Here is a 21,310-nt window from a genome sequence, read left to right as displayed (position 1 = left end):
ATGCATACATTTCATGACATGACGCAGGACCATCACCTTATTCATTTTCTTTAAGAGGGTTTTATGCACATTCAAATCATTATCGGTAGCGTAAGAAAGGGACGTATTGGCCCTAAAATTGCCAAATGGGCAAAAGAAGTTCTTGATGATATTCAAGAGAACACAAATGAAATTATTGATTTAAAAGAATGGTATTTACCTATGGACGATGAACCTAACCTTCCAGCAGAGGGCGTTTACGTTCAGGAACATACCACGTTATGGAGTAGCAAGATTTCAGAGGCCGATGCCTATATTTTTATATTTCCGCAATACAACTGGGGGTATCCGGCAGCATTAAAAAATGCCATTGACCATTTATATAATGAATGGAAAGACAAACCTGCCGCCATGATTAGTTATGCTAACCGAGGGGGAGGAAAAGCAGCGGCACAGTTGCATCAAGTATTACTGGGGGTACATATGAAAATTATTCCTAATAATATCGAAATCAAGTTATCAGAGGTTAATTTCTCTGATACTGACAATGAATACCCTATTGAATTAATGGCTTACCAGCCTGCTCTACAAGCTTTAGCACATAGTTTAGACGAACAATTGCTGCAACCCAGAACGAGCGACTGACGGGTTCGCTCTATTGAACAGAACAGGATTTATACCCTGAATCTCCTTTCCGAAGGCGGTGCGCCGTCATCTATTCAAAATCATATCAGCCAGAAAGGGTTGCCCGTTAGGCAACGTCCTCAGGCTCGGCACGACTGGCGCTATCGTGCGCTTGCAGACCACCTGCGAAAAACGCGCCTCTGGCTTTCGAAACGCTTGTATTCAGTGGGGCCGATAGCACCCGGCGCTACTGGGCCTTACGCCCCCGAGAAGTCGGGCGCTTCGGCACGCTACTTCCGTACGTCTGCCACCACGCCGTCAGCGCTTCCATCGTTGGCCCAAGCCCACGAGCCTTCTGCGTAATCTCATATTCGACGCGCGGCGGGACTTCTGCAAAGACCGTGCGTGATACCAAACCATCCGCTTCCAGTTCGCGAAGCTGAGTCGTCAGCATGTGCTGCGTGATGCCGGGAATGGCCTTGCGCAGCTCGCCAAAGCGATAGATTCGCTGGTTGAGCAGCCACATGATCTCAAGCTTCCACTTGCCCGAGAGCAGCCCGAACGCACGGCGCATCTCCTCGTGCATATTGATATCGTCATCGCCATTAGTCTTATTATTCATACTAGGAGTCTCTATTTCATCCTACTTGCGAATTTTCATCTTAGACGACATTCTTGCCACTTGTCTAACCCAGGAACGTGAATGAGAGAACCTTATGGCTGCTACATATACCTATTGGATCAGTACTGCCCTGCTATCTCTGCTCTATTTCGCTTCGGCCGCGCTATATGCCACGAAAAGCGCTTATGTTCGAAAGGTACTGACGGAGTTAGGCTACTCAGCCTCCTACCTCGTACCCTTCATGATCGTGGTAAAAGCGCTTGGCCCTATTGCGATTCTGTCGCGCTTCAATGTGGCCCTCAGCGATCTGGCGTATGCCGGCATCTTGTATCACCTGATCCTGTCCGGGCTGGCGCACCTTGGCGCCCGCAAGCCCAGGGGTGCCATTCCGGCAGCCGCGGGGCTCATCTTTCTGGCCGCCTCCTTCGCGACGCAGAACGTGGTGCGCGAACCTCCGTCGCCCAACGCACCGGCCGCAGCGGCAATCCAGGCGCGGCTTAACTAAAAGGACGCCGCAGAATCGCCTCAACGGAAAAGCCGCGGTTATCACGGGTGGCGGCCACAGTATAAGCAGCGCGATCGGCGAGGTTTGCAACATGGCGGCCGGCACCATAAGCCTGGCCGATCTATTGGCAGCATCAATTCCATTTCCCCGAGGTCTAGCATGAAAATAACCCTTTTTGGCGCAACCGGAAAAACCGGAAGATACCTGATTGATGAAGGCTTAAAACGCGGCATGGACATGACGGTCTTTGCACGGCCGGGCAGTCCGTTTGACAACGCCAACGTGCGCGTCGTGCGTGGAGAACTCACTGATAGAAATCGTCTAAGAGAAGCCATTTCGGGTTCAGACGCCGTGTTGTCAGCGCTCGGCCCTACCTCGCTGAAACATCCCAAAAACCTGCCGATTACCACGGCCATGAATGCCATCACTTCGGTCATGAAGCAGGAGGGGGTAAAGCGCCTGATTGCCGTATCGACCGGCACTGCTCCGGACCCTGAGGACCGATTTGACCCCAAAATCAGGTATCCCGCATTGCTTATCAGGTTTGTCATGCCCAGTTCCTTTCAAGACATTATCAGGCTTGCGAACGCGATACGGACTTCAGAACTGGACTGGACGATGGTCCGTGTGGCATTCCTGAAAAACAGTCCCGCGTCCAACCGTCTACATGTCGGGCTGTATGGCCGCTCAACGCATACGTTGACCGTCTCTCGTCAAGACGTTGCCATATTCATGTTCGATCAACTCTCAAGCACCGAATTCGTTAATAAAGCCCCCGGAATCAGCTCACGATAAAGTGGGCTTCTGTCGGGGTCATCGTGCATCATCCGGTCAGCCGCCCTGCTTCTATTGCAACCGGAAGCCGTAACCCAGTATCCAGCCACGTTCTCCGGCTTTATCTGCTGGTGTGAAAATAATCATTATTGCGAAGCGTCAGGCAAACATTGCATCCGATTCACAAAAAGCAGCCAAGCCCCGGCCCCCACTCAGTTATGATGGGTACAACTATGGTGAGAACAACTATGGTGGGTACAACGATGATGAGCACAACGATGGTGAGCACAACGTGCTGATTGCAAAAGGTTGTCTGCCTCCGGGAGATAAGGCAGCCGCTACGTGGATTGTCTATTCCGGGCCGCGTCCGGGTGAACGAGCGGCACACCAAGATTACTTAATGCTTGTTGAGTCTATGCATGCTGGATAGATTTAGAGTCTCACAGGGAACTGGATCGCATCTGGGAAAACATGAAAAATAGGGATCAAAATGCCCCAATTGCCCCAAAACTGGCATCGTAATTTATAAGTGATTCATTTAAATGGAAAAAGAAGACATTAGCTTGCATACCCCCATGATGCAGCAGTACCTGAAGCTGAAAGCCCAGCATCCCGATATTCTGCTGTTTTACCGCATGGGCGACTTCTATGAGCTGTTTTATGGCGACGCCAAACGCGCCTCGCAGTTGCTGGATATTTCGCTGACCAAGCGCGGCGCTTCCGCGGGGGAACCCATCCCGATGGCAGGGGTTCCTCACCATGCGGTGGAAAACTATCTGGCCAAACTGGTGCAGTTGGGCGAATCGGTGGCGATTTGTGAACAAATTGGCGACCCGGCCACCAGCAAAGGACCGGTGGAGCGCAAAGTAGTGCGCATCGTCACCCCCGGCACCATCAGCGATGAAGCGCTCTTACAGGAAAAGCAGGACAACCTGCTGGCCGCCGTCTGGCAGGAAGGCCGGGGATTCGGCTACGCCACGCTGGATATCAGCTCCGGCCGTTTCCGGTTGGTGGAGCCGGTTGACCGGGAAACCATGGCGGCGGAGCTACAGCGTACCAATCCGGCGGAATTGCTCTATCCGGAAACCTTTGAAGCGATGTCCCTGATTGAGCATCGCCACGGGCTGCGCCGCCGTCCGTTGTGGGAGTTCGAACTGGACACCGCCCGCCAGCAGTTGAATCTGCAGTTTGGCACCCGCGACCTGACTGGTTTCGGCGTAGAGCAGGCGCACCTGGGGCTGCGCGCCGCGGGTTGTCTGTTGCAATACGCCAAAGATACCCAGCGAACCTCGCTGCCGCATATCCGCGGCATCACCGTGGAACGCCAGCAGGACGGCATCATCATGGATGCGGCGACGCGCCGCAATCTGGAGCTGACGCAGAACCTGTCCGGCAGCGGTGAAAATACCCTGGCTTCGGTGCTGGACCGTACCGTCACCCCGATGGGCAGCCGGATGCTGAAACGCTGGCTGCACGCGCCGATTCGCGACGTTCAGGCGCTGCTGCGGCGTCAGCAGGCCATCGGCGCATTACGGGATGTGGCGGCCGAACTGCAGCCGTTTTTGCGCCAGGTGGGCGATCTGGAGCGTATTCTGGCGCGTCTGGCGCTGCGATCGGCGCGTCCGCGCGATCTGGCCCGGATGCGTCATGCCTTTCAACAGTTGCCGGACATTCACGCGCTGCTGGAAACGGTCAGCGCCGAAGCGGTACAACAATTGCGTACGCAAGTCGGCCATTTTGATGAGCTGCGCGACCTGCTGGAACACGCGGTGGTGGAAGCGCCGCCGGTGTTGGTACGAGACGGCGGCGTTATCGCCAGCGGCTACAACGCAGAACTGGATGAGTGGCGCATGCTGGCCGATGGCGCCAGCGATTATCTGGAAAAACTGGAAATCCGCGAACGCGACCGGCTTGGCATCGACACGCTGAAGGTCGGTTTCAACGGCGTGCACGGTTACTACATTCAGGTCAGCCGTGGGCAGAGCCATCTGGTGCCGATGAACTATGTGCGCCGCCAGACGCTGAAAAATGCCGAGCGCTACATCATTCCCGAACTGAAAGAGTACGAAGACAAAGTACTGACCTCAAAAGGCAAGGCGCTGGCGCTGGAAAAAGCCCTGTACGAAGAATTGTTCGATTTGCTGCTGCCGCATCTGGCGGAGCTGCAGCAAAGCGCCGGCGCGCTGGCGGAGCTGGATGTTCTTACCAATCTGGCCGAACGCGCCGACACGCTGAACTACGTCTGCCCCACTCTTAGCGACAAACCGGGGATCAAGATCACCGGCGGCCGCCACCCGGTGGTGGAGCAAGTGCTGAGCGAGCCTTTTATCGCCAACCCGTTATCGCTGTCGCCTCAGCGTCGGCTGCTGATCATCACCGGCCCCAACATGGGCGGGAAAAGCACCTATATGCGACAAGCGGCGCTAATTGTGCTGATGGCGCACATCGGCAGCTACGTCCCGGCCGAACAGGCGGTGATTGGCCCGGTAGACCGAATCTTTACCCGCGTCGGCGCAGCCGATGACCTGGCTTCCGGCCGTTCAACCTTCATGGTGGAAATGACGGAAACCGCCAACATTTTGCATAACGCCACCGAACACAGTCTGGTGTTGATGGATGAAATCGGGCGCGGTACATCCACTTACGACGGTCTGTCGCTGGCCTGGGCCTGCGCCGAAGCGCTGGCGAACAAAATCAAGGCGATGACCCTGTTCGCCACTCACTATTTCGAGCTCACCAACCTGCCGGAAAAAATGGAAGGCGTGATCAATATCCATCTCGACGCTCTGGAGCATGGCGACACCATCGCCTTTATGCACAGCGTGCAGGAAGGCGCGGCCAGCAAGAGTTACGGGCTGGCCGTAGCAGCACTGGCCGGCGTGCCGAAAGAGGTCATCAAGCGGGCGAGGCAAAAGCTGAAAGAACTGGAGTCACTGGCAGGTCATGCTTCGGCCAGCCACGTCGACGGCTCGCAACTCGCGTTGCTCACGCCGGAAGAACCGTCGCCGGCGCTGGACGCGCTGGAAGCCATCGACCCGGACACGCTGACGCCGCGTCAGGCGCTGGACTGGTTGTATAAGCTGAAAGGAATGCTGTAAAAGTACTGAGCGGAGAACAACGGCTTTCGGGTTCTCCGCTCACGCTATATGTGCCTGCCCAAGGATCAAGGCTACATCATAGGGCCACAGGATAGGCAATCACGCGGGAATACGAGTAATAACTCACGTGCACGGCAGTGATTTCCGGCTCCATCGCAACGGAAAACACATGGTCACCCGGCTGCTTCGTCATATAACGCTCAACCGCAGCCGTTATCGCGCGCATATCATGGCCGGAAAACTGGCTCAGGCATACTGGCGCTACCGGTTTATCCTGCTTATCCACGGCAAGCAACCGGTAACGTTGAGTAGCCGCACCCAACGGCTGACCGTCATCGCCCAAGGCTTCAAGGCCATTGATCAACGGGCGAAAATAGCGTTTCTCGCCATAGTTATCGGTCAGAACCAGCCGTTCGGCGGTACGGCTCCAGCGGCCCGATTCCGCAACGGTGGTTTTGCCGTCAGCCCCGGACGGGTAGCTCTCCTGCATGACAAAACTGCCGTCCGTATTCAAAAACAGTGACGTATCCATCTCGCCGCACGCGCCACAAGGCAACTTACCGCGATAATACTGCGCCATCGGGCGTAATGGCTCTTCCTGAATCTGGGGGCGGGAATGGCACCCCATCAACCCCGATAATAAAAGAACAAGCACCACCCCTGTCGCCAGTTTTTTCATCCTTATTCTCCTGCTGTGTTGTGCTGGCATGCCGTCAGATCATCCTTAACCTTGGGCAATTTGCCAGCTACTGAACGACAATTCCAGATTATTCTGATCGTCAGACAGCCAGATAGTTCCTTCCTGCAACGTAGCCTGTAATGTCATGGAACGTTGCGCCAGCGCGGCCAGGCTCGCCAGTTGCTGATCATCGAGAAAATACACGGTCAGATTGGACAGAGACGCCGCCTTGTCGGCCATGTTTTGCCACCATACCCGGGCGGCGCGTTCGCCATAGGCATACAGCACCACCTCGGGCGACAGACTACAGGCTTTTTTCAGGCGTTTTTCATCAGGCAGGCCCAGCTCAATCCATAACATCAGTTGACCGTCGTCGCTATGCTGCCAGATTTCCGGCTCGTCATCCGCGCTCAATCCCTTGGTGAAACGCAGCCGGTCATCGGCATGGCAGATCCACGCCAGCAACCGCAGCATCATGCGCTGGTCGGTTTCGGAAGGGTGCTGGGCCAGCGTCAGGCTGACATCCTGAAAAAACGCGCGATCCATATCGGCGATGTTGACGTTGGCTTTGTAAACCGTTGCTTTTAAGGCCATTCTCTACCCCTAATTACAGAGCCGTTAGTCTACCCCAGCTGCGACGTACATCACAGTCACATACGCGTGATGGGCGGTAACAGCGGAATTATGCTGTTGCATTATGCTGATAACCTACCGAGGCCTATGCTATAGTCGGAAAGAAGATGAGAGTTTATCTTCGTAGACTTACATTGCAGTCACGATAACAATGATGGATGCATGAATCTCTACCGGGTTAAGCTCTAAGGGAGGATATTATGCAACAATACAGTGAATTAGTACGCCGTCTGTACGCGGAGATCGCCAGCGGCAATCTGGGGTTTATACCCGACGCGCTGGGTTGTGTGTTGAAAACCCTGGATGGCATCGCGACAAACAGCGAATTACCATCCTCTGTCAGGGAACAGGCGGCCTATGCCGCCGCTAACTTATTGGTGAGCGATTATGTCAATGAGTAATGAATATCAACCCATCAATTGTGATGACTACGATAACCTGGAAGCCACCTGCCAGCAGCATCTGACGCTGACGGTTGAACTGCGCACTGGCGAGGTCGTGGTCGGTAAAGCCAGTGATATGATCTCTCGAAAAAATATCGAATATCTGGTGATTGAAGAGTCGGGCCAGAAACGCGAGCTCCGTCTCGACCATATTCTCAGTTTCAGTCATCCCGAAATTGGTAAAGTGGTGGTCAGCGAGCCCTGACAGCCGTCTTCATCTGCAGCGACGGACAACGCGGGTTGTCCGTTTTTATTTCAGCCCACACCGGTCGATAAACCACCCGTCCTCATCCGCCGTCGCCTGCCCTTCACGGGTCACAAATCGCCCGACCGCCGCAATCAACTGGTCGTTATAGAAAATCAGCGGCGTGCGCTCCCGCAACCACGGCGGCACGTCCAGTTCCTGCCATAACTTCTTGATAGGGCGGCCATGCGCGCGCCCGACTATCTGCACATATCCCTGAAAACCGAAACGCACGGTGACGACTTCGTCATGACGCGGCTGCCGCACCCTGGTTCCCTGCGTCGATACCCGCAGTTGCCCGAGGCTATCCGGCAATGGCAAGGGCGCTGCCGCTGGCTGCCACGGCAGCACATATCCGGTTACCGGCGTCATCGCCGGCAGCAGATACAAGTAGTGACGAAACCGCCTGACCTGCCACGAGCCGAGCGGCAGGCAAGGGTTGGCATCGTCACGACTGGTCGCCACCTCTTCCCACAATCGCGTGAGTTGTTCGCGGGACGGCATACGCGCGCCCTGCTCCGCCAGCCAACGACGCAACAAGGCGAACCGGCGTGCGGCGCTCATTGTCGTCAACGCCGCCACACTCAACGCGCCATCGGCATTGCGCAGCGCCGCCAGCGACTCAGCCAGCAGTTCATCCAGCAGTTGTTCCTGTTCCGCGCACAGTTCGGCGCTACGCGCCACCGCCGAAGGGAAATGAGGCCAACGCCGTTTCAGCAACGGCAACACCTGCCGGCGCAGAAAATTGCGGTCGTAGCGCTCATCGGCGTTACTGTCGTCCTCCACCCAGCTCAACTGGTACGCGTTGGCATAAGCCTCCAGTTGTTCACGGGCTATCCCCAGCAACGGGCGTTGCAGCCGAACGCCATTCGGTTGCGCGGTCGCCGCCATCGACGCCAGTCCGGCGGGCCCGCTACCGCGTTTAAGCGCCAGCAGGAACGTTTCGCTCTGATCATCCTGATGCTGGGCCGTCAGCAGCGTTTCCCCGTCATGCAAATGCTGTTGCAACGCCTGATAACGCGCTGCCCGCGCAGCGGCTTCAACGCCGCCGTCGCTGGCATCCACCTGAACCTGCAATACATCGAACGGCACCTGCCAGCGCAGGCACTGGGCGCGGCAATGTTCAGCCCACGCATCGGCATGCGCGCTCAGGCCATGATGCACATACACCGCCCGCAGAGGCAATTCCTGTAAAGACAATACCGGTAAAGACGATGCACGCCGTCGGCGTAGACGCGTCATCAAATGCAGCAGCACGCTGGAATCCAACCCGCCGCTGTAGGCCACCAGATAGCGCCCATCCGTCGCAATCTGCGCGTCAATCGCCGTCAGCAACTCGGGGAAAATATCGGTATCAGCGTTCATACAACTCAAGCGGCAATCCGTCCGGATCGGCAAAGAAGGTAAAACGGCGGCCGGTATACTCGTCTGTCCGTACCGGTTCGCAGTCCACCTCCGCCTCGTTCAGCGCAATGACCGCCTGTTCGATATCGTCAACCGCAAACGCCAGATGGCGCAGCCCGCAGGCTTCCGGTCGGCTGACGCGTGCCGGCGGCGAAGGGAACGAAAACAGTTCGATCAGATAACCGCCGTTAAGCGCCAGATCGCCTTTCCAGGAGTCACGAGCCGCCCGGTAGACCTCCTGTTGCAGCGTAAAACCGAGCACGTCGCAATAGAAACGCTTACTGCGCTCATAATCCGAGGCAATAATCGCGATATGGTGAACATCCAGCAATGTCAGCATAAGAGTGGTTCCCCTAAATGGCGCGCCACCACGCTCGCCGATGCCATGTCATGGTTGAGAAGAAAAATGCGGGTGGAGCAATAAGCCGCCGCGATGATGGCGCGTCGCGTAACACCGTTATCAGCATAACAAAAAGTCCGCGATCGTTCCCAATCGCGGACTTCTCTAATGCATAGCGCGGTAAATCAGCAGTAGCCGTAATTCATCAAACGCTGGTAACGGCGGTTCAGCAATTCCTGTTCGCTCAGCGTATCCAGTTCGTTCAGGTCAGACAGTAACTGCGATTTCAGCGATGCGGCCATTGCTGCTACATCACGGTGGGCTGAGCCCAGCGGTTCCGGGATCACCGAGTCAATCAGCTTCAGCTCTTTCAGTCGCGGTGCGGTAATCCCCATCGCTTCCGCAGCCAGCGGCGCCTTGTCGGCGCTTTTCCACAGAATCGAGGCGCAGCCTTCCGGCGAAATAACTGAATAAGTGCTGTACTGCAGCATGTTCACCTTGTCGCCGACGCCGATAGCCAGCGCGCCGCCGGAGCCGCCTTCGCCAATCACCGTACAGACGATCGGCACACGCAGGCTGGACATTTCGCGCAGGTTACGGGCGATCGCTTCAGACTGGCCGCGCTCTTCCGCGCCTACGCCCGGATACGCGCCCGGGGTGTCGATAAAGGTAATGATCGGCATTTTGAAACGTTCAGCCGTTTCCATCAGGCGCAGCGCCTTGCGGTAACCTTCCGGCGCCGGCATCCCGAAGTTGCGACGGATTTTTTCTTTGGTTTCACGACCTTTCTGATGACCAATAATCATCACCGGGCGTCCGTCGAGACGGGCGATGCCCCCGACGATCGCCTTGTCATCGGCATAGGCGCGATCGCCGGCCAGTTCGTCAAAGTCGGAGAAAATGTGCTGAACGTAGTCCAGGGTATAAGGACGCTGTGGATGGCGCGCCAGTTGGGCAATCTGCCAGGCGCCCAGATCGGCGAAGATTTTGCGCGTCAGTTCTACGCTCTTTTCACGCAGACGCTTAACTTCTTCATCCAGATTAATATCCAATTTTTCATCTTGGCGGCTGACTGCGGTCAGGGAATCAATCTTCGCTTCCAACTCTGCAATCGGCTGCTCAAAATCAAGAAAATTCAGACTCATAGTATTCCTATTTTAGTCAAATTCCAGTTCTACCTGTTCATTACCAACCAGGGTACGTAAATCATTCAGCAACCCATCGGTGGGCGTGATACGCCATGCCGCACCGAAACGTAGCCGGGCACGCGCATCCTGGCGCTGGTAGTAGAGATGCACCGGAATCGTCCCCGATCGATGGGGTTCCAACGACTGACGGAGACGGTTTAACAACTGGTCATCAATTTGCCTGTCAGTCAGCGAGATAGCAAGCCCGCGCGCGTATTTTTCCCGCGCTTCGCTGATATCCATTAACTCTCTGACCGTCATTTTAAGTCCGCCGCTGAAGTCATCAAAGCTGACCTGTCCGCTGGCAATCAAAATGCGATCCTGCTCCAGCAGGTGCTGATATTTTTCCAGCGCGTCGGTAAACAGCATCACTTCCAGACGACCGGAACGATCATCCAGCGTACAGACGCCAATACGGTTGCCCCGTTTGGTCACCATCACCCGGGCGGCAAGCACCAGCCCGACGGCAGTGGTCATTTTCCCCCGCTCCGTGGGGTGCATGTCTTTTAAACGCACGCCTCCCGCATAGCGTTCAATTTCCTTCAGATACTGGTTGATGGGGTGTCCGGTCAGATACAACCCCAGCGTTTCCCTTTCGCCGTCCAGCACCACCTGTTCCGGCCACGGCGGCACCGTGCTGTAGGACTGCTCCACCTGCTCAGGTGTTTCCGCCAGCACCCCGAACATATCCGCCTGACCGATGGCTTCCGCTTTCGCGTGCTGTTCCGCCGACTTCATGGCGTCCGCCAGCGAATTCATCAGCGCCGCCCGGTGCGGCCCCAGCCGGTCAAACGCGCCGGACATGATCAGCTTTTCCAGCACCCGCCGGTTCAGCTTTTTGATATCGGTACGGGCGCAAAGATCAAACAAATCGCGGAAATAACCATCGTTATTACGCGCCTCAATGATGGCTTCGATCGGCCCTTCACCCACGCCTTTGATGGCGCCGATGCCGTAGACGATCTCGCCGTCATCGTTGACGTGGAAATGGTACAGACCGCTGTTGATGTCCGGCGGCAGGATCTTCAGCCCCATACGCCAGCATTCGTCCACCAATCCGACGATCTTGTCGGTGTTGTCCATATCCGCGGTCATCACCGCCGCCATGAACTCCGCCGGATAATGGGCCTTCAGCCACAGCGTTTGATACGATACCAGCGCGTAGGCGGCCGAATGCGACTTGTTGAAGCCGTAACCGGCGAATTTCTCCACCAGGTCGAAGATTTTCATCGACAGCTCGCCGTCGACGCCCATCTTCTCCGAGCCCTCTTTAAACACCGAGCGCTGCTTGGCCATCTCTTCGGGCTTTTTCTTACCCATCGCACGGCGCAGCATGTCCGCGCCGCCGAGGGTATACCCTGCCAGCACCTGGGCAATCTGCATCACCTGTTCCTGATACAGGATGATACCATAGGTCGGTTCCAGCACCGGTTTCAGCGTCTCATGCTGCCACTGGATATCCGGGTAGGAAATCTCTTCACGCCCGTGTTTACGGTCGATAAAGTTATCCACCATGCCCGACTGCAGCGGCCCCGGACGGAACAGGGCCACCAGCGCGATCATATCCTCAAAGCAGTCCGGCTTAAGGCGTTTGATCAGGTCTTTCATGCCGCGCGATTCAAGCTGGAATACCGCTGTGGTTTCCGAGCGCTGCAGCATATCGAAACTTTTCTTGTCGTCCAGCGGGATGGCGGCGATATCCACCGGCTCCAGCTCTTGCCTGGCGCGCCGGGCGTTGATCATCTCCAGCGCCCAGTTGATGATGGTCAGCGTACGCAGGCCGAGGAAGTCGAATTTCACCAGACCGGCGTATTCCACGTCGCTTTTGTCGAACTGGGTGACCGGGTGGTTGCCTTCCGGGTCGCAGTACAGCGGCGCAAAATCGGTAATTTTGGTAGGCGAAATCACCACGCCCCCGGCGTGCTTGCCGGCGTTGCGGGTCACCCCTTCCAGTTTGCGCGCCATGTCGATCAGCGCCTTGACCTCTTCGTCCGCCTCGTAAATTTCGCCCAGTTGCGGTTCAGCGGCGAAGGCTTTCTCCAGCGTCATGCCGGGGTCAGGCGGCACCAGTTTGGAAATGCGGTCGACAAAGCCGTACGGATGCCCCAGCACCCGGCCAACGTCGCGGATAACCGCTTTGGCAGCCATGGTACCGAAGGTGATGATTTGCGACACCGCGTCGCGACCGTACATGTCCGCCACGTGATCAATCACCAGATCGCGTTTTTCCATGCAGAAGTCGACGTCAAAGTCAGGCATCGAAACACGCTCCGGGTTAAGGAAGCGTTCGAACAGCAGGTCAAACTCCAGCGGATCCAGATCGGTGATTTTCAGCGCATACGCCACCAGCGAGCCGGCGCCTGAACCACGTCCCGGCCCTACCGGCACGTCGTTATCCTTCGACCACTGGATAAATTCCATTACGATCAGGAAGTAGCCGGGAAAGCCCATCTGGTTGATGACGTTGAGTTCGATTTCCAGACGTTCATCGTATTCCGGGCGGCGCTGGGCGCGAACCTCTTCATCCGGGAACAGGAATTCCAGTCGCTCTTCCAGCCCTTTTCGGGAGCACATCACCAGATAGTCTTCGGTCGACATGTCGCCGGTAGGGAATTGCGGCAGGAAATACTCGCCGAGCCGAATGGTGACATTACAGCGTTTGGCTATCTCCACGGTGTTGATGAGCGCTTCGGGGATATCGGCAAACAGCTCGCACATCTCCTCCTCGCTGCGCATGTACTGCTGCACGCTATAATTTCGGGGGCGTTTCGGGTCGTCTAGCGTGAAGCCGTCATGAATCGCCACGCGGATCTCATGGGCCTCGAAGTCATCCTGACTGATAAAACAGACATCGTTGGTGGCGACCACCGGCAAGCCGTGCGCGGTCGCCAGTTCCACCGCCGCATGCAGGTAGCTTTCCTCGTCCGGCCGACCGGTACGGATCAGCTCCAGATAAAATCGCTGCGGAAAATGCTGCTGATAAAAGGCGACGCTCTGCTCCACCAGCACCTGATTGCCGCGCAGCAGAAACTTGCCGATGTCGCCGTTGCGCCCGCCGGACAACAGCAGCAACCCGGCCTGATACTCCACCAGCCATGCCCGATCAATCGTAGGCCCGGCGGCGCCGTACCCGCGCTGATAGGCGCGGGAAATCAACAGCGTCAGGTTCTGATAACCTTCGTTGTTCATCGCCAGAATAGTGAGGTGCGCCAGTTCGTCGCCCAGTTCTTCACTCTGCAGATAAAAATCCGCACCGATGATTGGCTTGATGCCGGCGCCGTGCGCGCCGCCATAGAATTTCACCAGCCCGCACAGGTTGGTAAAATCGGTGATCGCCAGCGCCGGCATCCCCAGCGCAGCCGCTTTTTTTACCAACGGGCCGGTTTTCGCCAGCCCATCGATCATGGAATAGTCACTGTGAACACGCAGGTGAACAAAACGTGGTTCGGCCATTTCCGGATCCCATAATCTCTTCAGTAACCCGCCTGGTGAACAACATCAGGCACATATGCGTTTTATGCGTTTGCGTTATGCCAGGCCCAGCGCCCGCTTGACCGGGGCGAAACTGCGCCTGTGATGAAGGGTGGCGCCCAGCGTCGCCAGCTTTTCAAGATGATACGCCGTAGGATACCCCTTGTGCTGCGCAAATCCATACTCTGGAAACTGCCGGTCCAGCACTTCCATTTCACGATCTCGCGTCACTTTGGCCAGAATCGAGGCCGCGCTGATTTCCGCCACCCGGCTGTCGCCTTTGACCACCGCCTGCGACGGCATCGGCAACGACGGGCAACGGTTACCGTCGATCAGCACAAAATCCGGCGTGATGGGCAATCCGGCTACCGCGCGCTGCATCGCCAGCATGGTGGCGTGCAGAATATTGAGCGTATCGATCTCTTCCGGTTCAGCGCGGCCGAGACTCCAGGCCAGCGCTTTTTCACGGATTTCGTCGTACAGCGCCACACGGCGCTTCTCGCTAAGCGTTTTGGAGTCCGCCAGCCCGGCAATCGGCCGATTGGGGTCCAGAATTACCGCTGCCGTAACCACCGCGCCCACCAGCGGACCGCGACCCACTTCATCCACGCCGGCAATACAATGCGCCTGGGGATAAACAAAAACCTCACTCATGACCGCCACAGCTCCAGTACAGCCTGCGCCGCCTGCTCATCGGCGTCGCATCGAATCTGCTCATGCAGGTGCAAAAAGACCTGCTGCAATTGCTGCGCCGCTTCGCCGCCAGCCAGCCAGGGCTGCAGCGCCGCCGACAGCTTGTCAGGCGTGCAGTCATCCTGCAGCAATTCCCTGACCAGCTCGCGTCCGGCCAGCAAATTAGGCAACGACACCCACGGCGTTTTCACCAGTCGTTTCGCCAGCCAGAACGTGAAGGGCTTCATCCGGTATCCAACCACCATCGGACTCTTCGCCAACATGCACTCCAGCGCGGCCGTACCGGACGCGAGCAGTGTGGCGTCGCTGGCGATCATCGCTTCACGCGCCAGCCCGTCCAGCAGGCGAACATCCATCTCCGGCGCAACCTCAGCTTTAATCAGTTCAAACTGTTCACGGCGACGTTGGTTGACCATCGGCACCACGACTTCCAGCCCGGGATAGCTTTGTCGCAACAATTGCGCCGTTTTCAGAAAGTCGGCGCTCAGCATTTCCACTTCGGCGCTTCGGCTGCCGGGCAGTAGCGCCAGACAACGCGCATCCTCCGCCAGCCCCAGCGCACGCCGGGCCGCGGCTTTGTCCGGATGCAACGGCATCGCATCCGCCATGGTATGGCCGATAAAACGGCAAGGGACATTGAAACGATCGTAAAACGCTTTTTCGAACGGCAGAAACGCCAGCACCAGATTGGTGGCTTTACCGATTTTAAACACGCGATTCTGGCGCCATGCCCACACCGACGGGCTGACATAGTGAATGGTTTTAATGCCATTCTGCTTGAGACGACCTTCCAGAGTAATGTTGAAATCGGGGGCGTCGATGCCGACAAACACATCCGGTTGCAATTCGCTGAAGCGCTGCGTCAGGTCGCGGCGGATTTTCAGTAAACGCGGCAGGCGCCCCAGCACCTCAACCACGCCCATCACCGCCAGCTCTTCCATCTCGTACCAGGCTTCGCAGCCCTCCGCCTGCATACGCGGCCCGGCCACGCCGACAAAGCGGGCGTCGGGTACGTGCGCTTTCAGCGCGCGGATCAGTCCTGCGCCAAGAATATCGCCGGAGGTTTCTCCGGCGACCAGTGCGATAGTCAGGGGACGCGGCGTCATAACTTAGCGAATAATGCCGCGCGTCGAGCGGGTAAAGAAATCAAGGTATGCCTGTACCGCCGGATGATCCGCCGCCAGCGCTTCGAGATCGGCTTTCACTTCGTCCAGCGTTCTACCGCTGCGATAGATCAGCTTGTAAGCGTTGCGGATAGCATGCAGGGTTTCTTTTTCAAACCCACGGCGCTTCAGCCCTTCAATGTTGATGCCGAACGGCGTGGCATGGTTGCCCTGCGCGATCAGATACGGCGGGACATCCTGCGCCACGCCGGAGCAGCCGCCCACCATCACGTGCGCGCCAATGACGCAGAACTGATGCACCGCCGTCATGCCGCCAATGATCGCGAAATCATCAACGGAGACATGACCACCCAGCGTGGCGTTGTTCGCCAGAATACAGCGATTGCCAATAACGCAATCGTGAGCGATATGCGTATTGATCATCAGCAGGTTATCATTACCGACTTTAGTCAACCCGCCGCCCTGCGCTGTGCCACGATGAATGGTCACGCTTTCACGGATACGGTTACGGTCGCCCACTTCAACGCGAGTCGGCTCGCCTGCGTATTTCAGGTCCTGATTGACTTCACCAATCGTGACAAACTGATAAATTTCGTTATCACAACCAATTTTGGTGATACCGTTAACGACGACATGAGATTTCAGTACCGTACCCGCGCCGATCTCAACCTGCGCACCGATATGGCAGAACGGCCCAATATGCACACCGGCGCCGATAACAGCGCCGTCTTCAACAATGGAACTGGGGTGAATAAAGGCGGTTTGATCAATCACGAATCAGCCCTCCCGACGACGAGCGCACATCATTTCAGCTTCACAAGCAATTTCACCATCAACTTTGGCAACGCCCTTGAATCGCGCGATACCGCGACGTTCCTTGAGGAACTCGACTTCCAGAATCATCTGATCGCCCGGCGCAACAGGACGTTTGAAACGCGCTTCGTCCACAGCGGCGAAATAGTACAGTTCGCCCGGTTCCAGTTTGCCCAGGCTCTTGAACGCCAGAATGCCGGTAGCCTGAGCCATGGCTTCCAGAATCAGCACGCCGGGGAAAATCGGCTTGCCAGGGAAGTGCCCCTGAAAGAACGGCTCGTTAAAAGAGACATTTTTTACCGCGCGCAGGAATTTTCCTTTCTCAAAATCCAGTACACGATCCACCAGCAAGAACGGATAGCGGTGCGGTAGTAGATCCAGAATCTCTTCAATATGCAGAGTATGCGTGTCTGTATTCAAAATACTCTTCCTGTCAATAAAAACGATAGCATCAACAACACGGCCTGCACATTCCCCAACGAGGGAGGAACAACATGCAGGCCGCAAATAAAAATTGCGCACATGGCGCCAGTCTTGCGTCCGAAACGCGGAGTTGCGAATACGGGTGATTAACGGTCTTCGAGCTTACGCTCGACAGCTTTGAGCCGTTTGCTCATCTCGTCAATATTCATCACCAACGCGGCAGTCTTACGCCAGACCTTGTTCGGCTGCAATGGGATACCGGAAGAATAAACGCCCGGTTCAGTGATAGGCCGCATGACCATCCCCATCCCTGTGACTGTGACCTTGTCGCAAATCTCCATGTGACCATTGATCACGCTGGCGCCACCAATCATGCAGTACCGGCCAATCTTCAGACTGCCCGCCATGATTACCCCGCCAGCAACTGCGGTATTGTCCCCAATCACAACGTTGTGTGCAATCTGACATTGGTTATCAATGATGACACCGTTACCAATAATGGTATCGTCCAGCGCGCCGCGATCGATGGTGGTACTGGCGCCGATCTCGACACGATCGCCGATGATGACCGTTCCCAGCTGGGGAATCTTGATCCAGTTACCGCGATCATTAGCGTAACCAAATCCATCCGAACCGATTACCGCACCGGACTGAATCAGGCACTGTTCGCCCAATACGACGTTATGGTAAATCGTGACATTGGCCCATAACCGGGTTCCAGCCCCGATACGGGCATTCTTGCCGATAAAGCAGCCCGCACCAACGATCGCGCCATTACCCAGCTCCACGCCGGATTCGATAACAGCATTCGCGCCCACCGAAACCCCATCTCCTAAACGCGCATCAGGAGCAATCACCGCGGAAGGTGCGATCCCCTGTGCAGGCGCCGGCGTTGTATCCATCAACTGCGCCATACGCGCATAGGCCAAATAAGGATTCTTTACTACCAGAGCGGCCTTGTCGCAAAACGGCACATCGGCCTCTGTCAGCACCACGGCGGAAGCCTGAGTAGTGCTCAGTTGCTCGCGATAGCGGCTATCGGATAAAAACGTAATCTGTCCTGCCTGCGCTGAATGCATAGAAGCAACAGCGGTGATGACGATATCGCCATCACCGTGTAATTGTGCATCCAACTGTTGAGCCAAGGCGTCCAGTCGAATTGAAAACATGAATTATTTAACCTGTTTCAGCACATCTGCAGTAATGTCTTTCGCGTTGTCAGCATAGGCAACCGCGTTAGCGTCGATAACCACATCATAACCCTGCTTGGTGGCAACCGCTTTGACCGCGTCCTGAATACGGCTCAGGATCTTGTTGCGCTCTTCCATCTGACGACGACGGTTGTCCTGATCGAACGCCTGAGCTTTGCTGGAGAATTGCTCACGCTGAGCCATCACGTCGCTTTCCATTTTGGAGCGTTCGCTGGCTTTCATGGTAGAACCATCACGCTGCAGTTTCTGCATTTTTTCCTGCAGAGCACGCTCCATAGACTGCAGTTCAGAGGCGCGGCCTTTGAACTCGTTTTCCAGCTGTTTGCCCACCGCTTCACGCTGCGGCAGCTGTTGGAAAATGCTGGAAACATTGACAATCGCAATCTTGTCGGCAGCCTGGGCGCCGGCAGATACAGCCAGCGTTAAACCTAAACCTGCGGCATACAACCACTTTTTCACTTTGAAACTCCTCACCCTAAGTATTTCTGCGCTGATCGCGCTTATCGTAATCGCGGCATCGGCAGCCGAGCTGTACGCTCAAACCGCCGCCGAATGCCGGTACATCTTCCTTTCAATCTCAAGCACCAGGCAGTTCTGCTTACCAGGTCTTACCGATGTTAAACTGGAACTGCTCGGAGCGATCCCCATCGTATTTCTTAAACGGCTGGGCATACGAGAACACCAACGGCCCCAGCGGCGACATCCATTGCACAGCAAGACCTGAAGACATACGAATATTACCAGGCGTACTGTAATCCGGCACGCCGGCAGCCAGCGTCTGAGCGGTGTTTTCCCAGTGAGTATCCCACACGGTACCGGCATCGACGAAGAAAGATGTACGAATAGAACTGGAGTACTTGTCGCTAATAAACGGCGTCGGCACGATCAGTTCCGCACTGGCGACCGCCATCGCGTTACCGCCCACCGCATCTCTCATTTTGGTGGAGTCAATGCTGCAAGACGACACGCTCTCTGTACCACACCCTGTGTAGTAAGCCGCTTTCGGACCGATAGTGTTGGAGCGGAAACCACGCACCGAACTAGAGCCGCCCGCAAAGAAGTTGTCGTAGAACGGCACTTCCTTACCACTCAGACCATCGGCATAACCGGCTTTGGTTCTCGCCATTAGCACCCAGTTGTGGTTTTCGCTGAGCGGGAAGTAACTCGCCGAATCGAAGGTCAGTTTATAGTATTCGTTGTCCGAACCCGGCACGGTCACCTTGGCGTTCAGGTTGGCGCGGTTGCCCGCTGTCGGGAAGTAACCACGGTCAAGGTTATTGTAGGTCCAGCCAGACGTCAGGAAGAAGTCGTTGGCGTCGAAACTGGCGCTCGACGTGGTACGCGGATCCGGATCCACGCCGGCTTTGTTCAGATAACGCCACATCGCCACCTGCGGCTTCATGTCCGACAGGGAGTTGTGTACATAATCAACGCCGACGCGCAACGAGTTGTTCTCGTTGACCGGGAAGCCCAGCGTCGTACCCGCACCGTAACTTTGGTTGGTGTAGTCGGACAGGTCCGCATCCAGCGCTTTAAAGTTGTTGTAGAAAATACGGCCGCCGAGGCTGACGCCATCCACCGTGAAGTACGGATCGGTCATCGACAATTCGACATAGGTCTGGTAGTCGTTGCGGGTACCGCTGATGCCAACCGAGTTACCGGTCCCCAGCCAGTTGTCCTGCTGGACGCCGGCCTGGAAACTGACGCCGCTTTCCGTACCGAAACCGACACCGAAGTTAAGGCTGCCGGTGTTACGCTCCTTGACCTTGTACACCACGTCTACCTGGTCCGGCGTTCCCGGCACGCGCTGGGTCTCAACATCCACGCTCTCGAAATAACCAAGGCGGTTCAGTCGTTCTTTACCCTGCTGCACCAGATCGTTGCCGAGCCAGCCGCCTTCCATCTGACGCATTTCGCGGCGCAGAACGGGGTCTTTGGAAACATCGTTGCCGTCAAAGCGAATGCGGCGCACGGTGAAGCGGTTGCCCGCATCCACATTGATGTTCAGACGCACGGTCTTGTCGGTATCGTTGATTTCCGGCTGGGTCACCACGCGGGGATAGGCATAACCATAACGTCCCAGCAGTTTTTTGATGTCCTCTTCCATCCGGGTCACTTTGGTGCCGTTATACAGCTCGCCCGACTGGACGCGGGTCAAATCTTCGATTTCGGTGGCATGACCAACCAGATTGCCGCGCACCACCACGCCGGACAGCTTGTACTGATCGCCTTCGGTGATGTTGACGGTGATGTAGATGCCTTTCTTGTCCGGCGTCAGGCTAACCTGGGTGGAATCAATGTTGAAACGCGCATAACCGCGGTCGAGATAAAAGCTACGCAGGGTTTCCAGGTCGCCGGAAAGTTTCTGCTTCTCGTATTTGCGATCCCCGACCACGTTCCACCACGGCACTTCGTCACGTAACTGGAAGCGGGAAATCAATTCATCAGAGCTGAAGGATTTGTTGCCGACGATGTTGATTTGCTGGATCTTGGCGGATACCCCTTCGGTAAACACCAGTTTGAGGTCGACGCGATTGCGGGGCAGCGGCGTCACTACGGCTTTCACCGTGGCGCTGTATTTACCTACGCTGTAGTAGAAATCTTCCAGTCCTTTCTCGATATTGGACAAGGTGGTGCGGTCCAGCGCCTCACCGACGCGAACACCGGAGGCCTCAAGATTCTCTTTGAGCATCTCCTCTTTCACCGCCTTGTTGCCGGAGAAGGTCAGGCTGGCAATCGTCGGACGCTCCTTGACCTGAATCAGCAGCGAATCCCCATCGCGCAGGACACGGACATCTTCGAAGTTTCCGGTCGCAAACAAAGCCCGAATGGTGTTACCGATATCCTCGTCAGTGACGGAATCTCCCACCCGGACAGGCATGCTGAGCAATGCCGCACCGACGGCAACCCGCTGCAGGCCCTCGAAATGAATATCTTTCACTACGAACCCGTCTGCACCGTATACGGTGGCGCTGCTAAACAGCAGCGACGCTATGAGCAACTTTTTCATCGCCATCGTTGTTATGCGTTTTTCCTAACCTGT

20 protein-coding genes are annotated in these 21,310 nt (G+C 56.3%); 6 read left to right on the top strand and 14 right to left on the bottom strand.

Going from position 1 to position 21,310, the window contains the following annotated elements; genetic code table 11:
• Nucleotides 1–63: 63 nt before the first annotated feature.
• A complete protein-coding gene (locus DXX3274_RS05630) occupies nt 64–624 on the top strand; it encodes an NADPH-dependent FMN reductase (RefSeq protein ID WP_042859007.1) in 561 nt (186 codons plus the stop codon).
• Nucleotides 625–850: 226 nt separating this feature from the next.
• On the opposite strand, the gene DXX3274_RS05625 is transcribed toward DXX3274_RS05630, so the two are convergent.
• Entirely contained in the window at nt 851–1,225 is a 375-nt protein-coding gene (locus DXX3274_RS05625) for a helix-turn-helix domain-containing protein (protein ID WP_042859006.1), read from the bottom strand.
• A 94-nt stretch (nt 1,226–1,319) separates the two neighbouring features.
• On the opposite strand from DXX3274_RS05625, the gene DXX3274_RS05620 reads away from it, so the two are divergent.
• From DXX3274_RS05620 to mutS, 3 genes are all read left to right on the top strand, one after another.
• Nucleotides 1,320–1,730, top strand: coding sequence for a DoxX family protein (locus DXX3274_RS05620; protein WP_042859005.1), 411 nt, complete (start codon nt 1,320–1,322; stop codon nt 1,728–1,730).
• Between the two features lie 159 nt (nt 1,731–1,889).
• Entirely contained in the window at nt 1,890–2,525 is a 636-nt protein-coding gene (locus tag DXX3274_RS05615) for an NAD(P)-dependent oxidoreductase (protein ID WP_042859004.1), read from the top strand.
• Between the two features lie 521 nt (nt 2,526–3,046).
• A complete protein-coding gene (mutS, locus tag DXX3274_RS05610; RefSeq protein ID WP_042859003.1) occupies nt 3,047–5,602 on the top strand; it encodes a DNA mismatch repair protein MutS in 2,556 nt (851 codons plus the stop codon).
• A gap of 76 nt (nt 5,603–5,678) precedes the next feature.
• Here the strand turns inward: mutS and DXX3274_RS05605 are convergent, their stop codons facing one another.
• A complete protein-coding gene (locus DXX3274_RS05605; protein WP_042859002.1) occupies nt 5,679–6,281 on the bottom strand; it encodes a copper resistance protein NlpE N-terminal domain-containing protein in 603 nt (200 codons plus the stop codon).
• Between the two features lie 45 nt (nt 6,282–6,326).
• Nucleotides 6,327–6,875, bottom strand: coding sequence for a YaeQ family protein (locus tag DXX3274_RS05600; protein ID WP_042859001.1), 549 nt, complete (start codon nt 6,873–6,875; stop codon nt 6,327–6,329).
• Between the two features lie 239 nt (nt 6,876–7,114).
• Here DXX3274_RS05600 and DXX3274_RS05595 point away from each other — a divergent pair, with 239 nt between their 5' ends.
• A complete protein-coding gene (locus DXX3274_RS05595) occupies nt 7,115–7,315 on the top strand; it encodes a YaeP family protein (protein ID WP_042859000.1) in 201 nt (66 codons plus the stop codon).
• Nucleotides 7,302–7,562 carry a Rho-binding antiterminator gene (rof, locus tag DXX3274_RS05590; protein WP_038661467.1) on the top strand — a complete coding sequence of 87 codons (261 nt, stop codon included), beginning with the start codon at nt 7,302–7,304 and terminating at the stop codon, nt 7,560–7,562. The genes DXX3274_RS05595 and rof overlap by 14 nt, the downstream gene beginning before the upstream one ends.
• Before the next feature lie 45 nt (nt 7,563–7,607).
• Here rof and tilS read toward each other — a convergent pair whose 3' ends face one another.
• The 11 genes from tilS to bamA all read right to left on the bottom strand — a co-directional run bounded on the left by tilS (nt 7,608) and on the right by bamA (nt 21,283).
• Nucleotides 7,608–8,966, bottom strand: coding sequence for a tRNA lysidine(34) synthetase TilS (tilS, locus tag DXX3274_RS05585; protein WP_042858999.1), 1,359 nt, complete (start codon nt 8,964–8,966; stop codon nt 7,608–7,610).
• The gene (locus DXX3274_RS05580; protein WP_042858998.1) at nt 8,956–9,345 is read right to left on the bottom strand and encodes a VOC family protein; all 390 of its coding nucleotides are present in this window, start codon (nt 9,343–9,345) and stop codon (nt 8,956–8,958) included. The genes tilS and DXX3274_RS05580 overlap by 11 nt, the downstream gene beginning before the upstream one ends.
• Nucleotides 9,346–9,530: 185 nt before the next feature.
• On the bottom strand, nt 9,531–10,490 hold the full coding sequence (accA, locus tag DXX3274_RS05575) for an acetyl-CoA carboxylase carboxyl transferase subunit alpha (protein ID WP_038661476.1): 960 nt from the start codon (nt 10,488–10,490) through the stop codon (nt 9,531–9,533).
• A gap of 12 nt (nt 10,491–10,502) precedes the next feature.
• Complete coding sequence (gene dnaE, locus DXX3274_RS05570; protein ID WP_042858997.1) at nt 10,503–13,985, bottom strand: DNA polymerase III subunit alpha; 3,483 nt, start codon at nt 13,983–13,985, stop codon at nt 10,503–10,505.
• Nucleotides 13,986–14,060: 75 nt separating this feature from the next.
• Nucleotides 14,061–14,657: a ribonuclease HII gene (gene rnhB / locus DXX3274_RS05565; RefSeq protein WP_042858996.1), complete on the bottom strand. Its 597-nt coding sequence runs from the start codon at nt 14,655–14,657 to the stop codon at nt 14,061–14,063.
• A complete protein-coding gene (gene lpxB, locus DXX3274_RS05560) occupies nt 14,654–15,802 on the bottom strand; it encodes a lipid-A-disaccharide synthase (protein WP_042858995.1) in 1,149 nt (382 codons plus the stop codon). Before lpxB ends, rnhB begins: the two co-directional genes overlap by 4 nt.
• Before the next feature lie 3 nt (nt 15,803–15,805).
• On the bottom strand, nt 15,806–16,594 hold the full coding sequence (lpxA, locus tag DXX3274_RS05555) for an acyl-ACP--UDP-N-acetylglucosamine O-acyltransferase (RefSeq protein ID WP_042858994.1): 789 nt from the start codon (nt 16,592–16,594) through the stop codon (nt 15,806–15,808).
• A 3-nt stretch (nt 16,595–16,597) separates the two neighbouring features.
• On the bottom strand, nt 16,598–17,053 hold the full coding sequence (gene fabZ, locus DXX3274_RS05550; protein ID WP_013316761.1) for a 3-hydroxyacyl-ACP dehydratase FabZ: 456 nt from the start codon (nt 17,051–17,053) through the stop codon (nt 16,598–16,600).
• Nucleotides 17,054–17,202: 149 nt separating this feature from the next.
• Complete coding sequence (lpxD, locus tag DXX3274_RS05545; RefSeq protein ID WP_042858993.1) at nt 17,203–18,225, bottom strand: UDP-3-O-(3-hydroxymyristoyl)glucosamine N-acyltransferase; 1,023 nt, start codon at nt 18,223–18,225, stop codon at nt 17,203–17,205.
• Between the two features lie 3 nt (nt 18,226–18,228).
• Entirely contained in the window at nt 18,229–18,726 is a 498-nt protein-coding gene (gene skp / locus DXX3274_RS05540; RefSeq protein ID WP_024104884.1) for a molecular chaperone Skp, read from the bottom strand.
• A 139-nt stretch (nt 18,727–18,865) separates the two neighbouring features.
• Nucleotides 18,866–21,283: an outer membrane protein assembly factor BamA gene (gene bamA / locus DXX3274_RS05535; RefSeq protein ID WP_042858992.1), complete on the bottom strand. Its 2,418-nt coding sequence runs from the start codon at nt 21,281–21,283 to the stop codon at nt 18,866–18,868.
• Nucleotides 21,284–21,310: the final 27 nt, after the last annotated feature.

Origin of the sequence: Dickeya sp. NCPPB 3274 (genome assembly GCF_000406205.1) — a bacterium.
In the GTDB taxonomy this organism is placed as follows: domain Bacteria; phylum Pseudomonadota; class Gammaproteobacteria; order Enterobacterales; family Enterobacteriaceae; genus Dickeya; species Dickeya fangzhongdai.
Note: the sequence above shows the minus strand (reverse complement) of the source record. Positions and strands in the feature narration are given on the sequence as shown.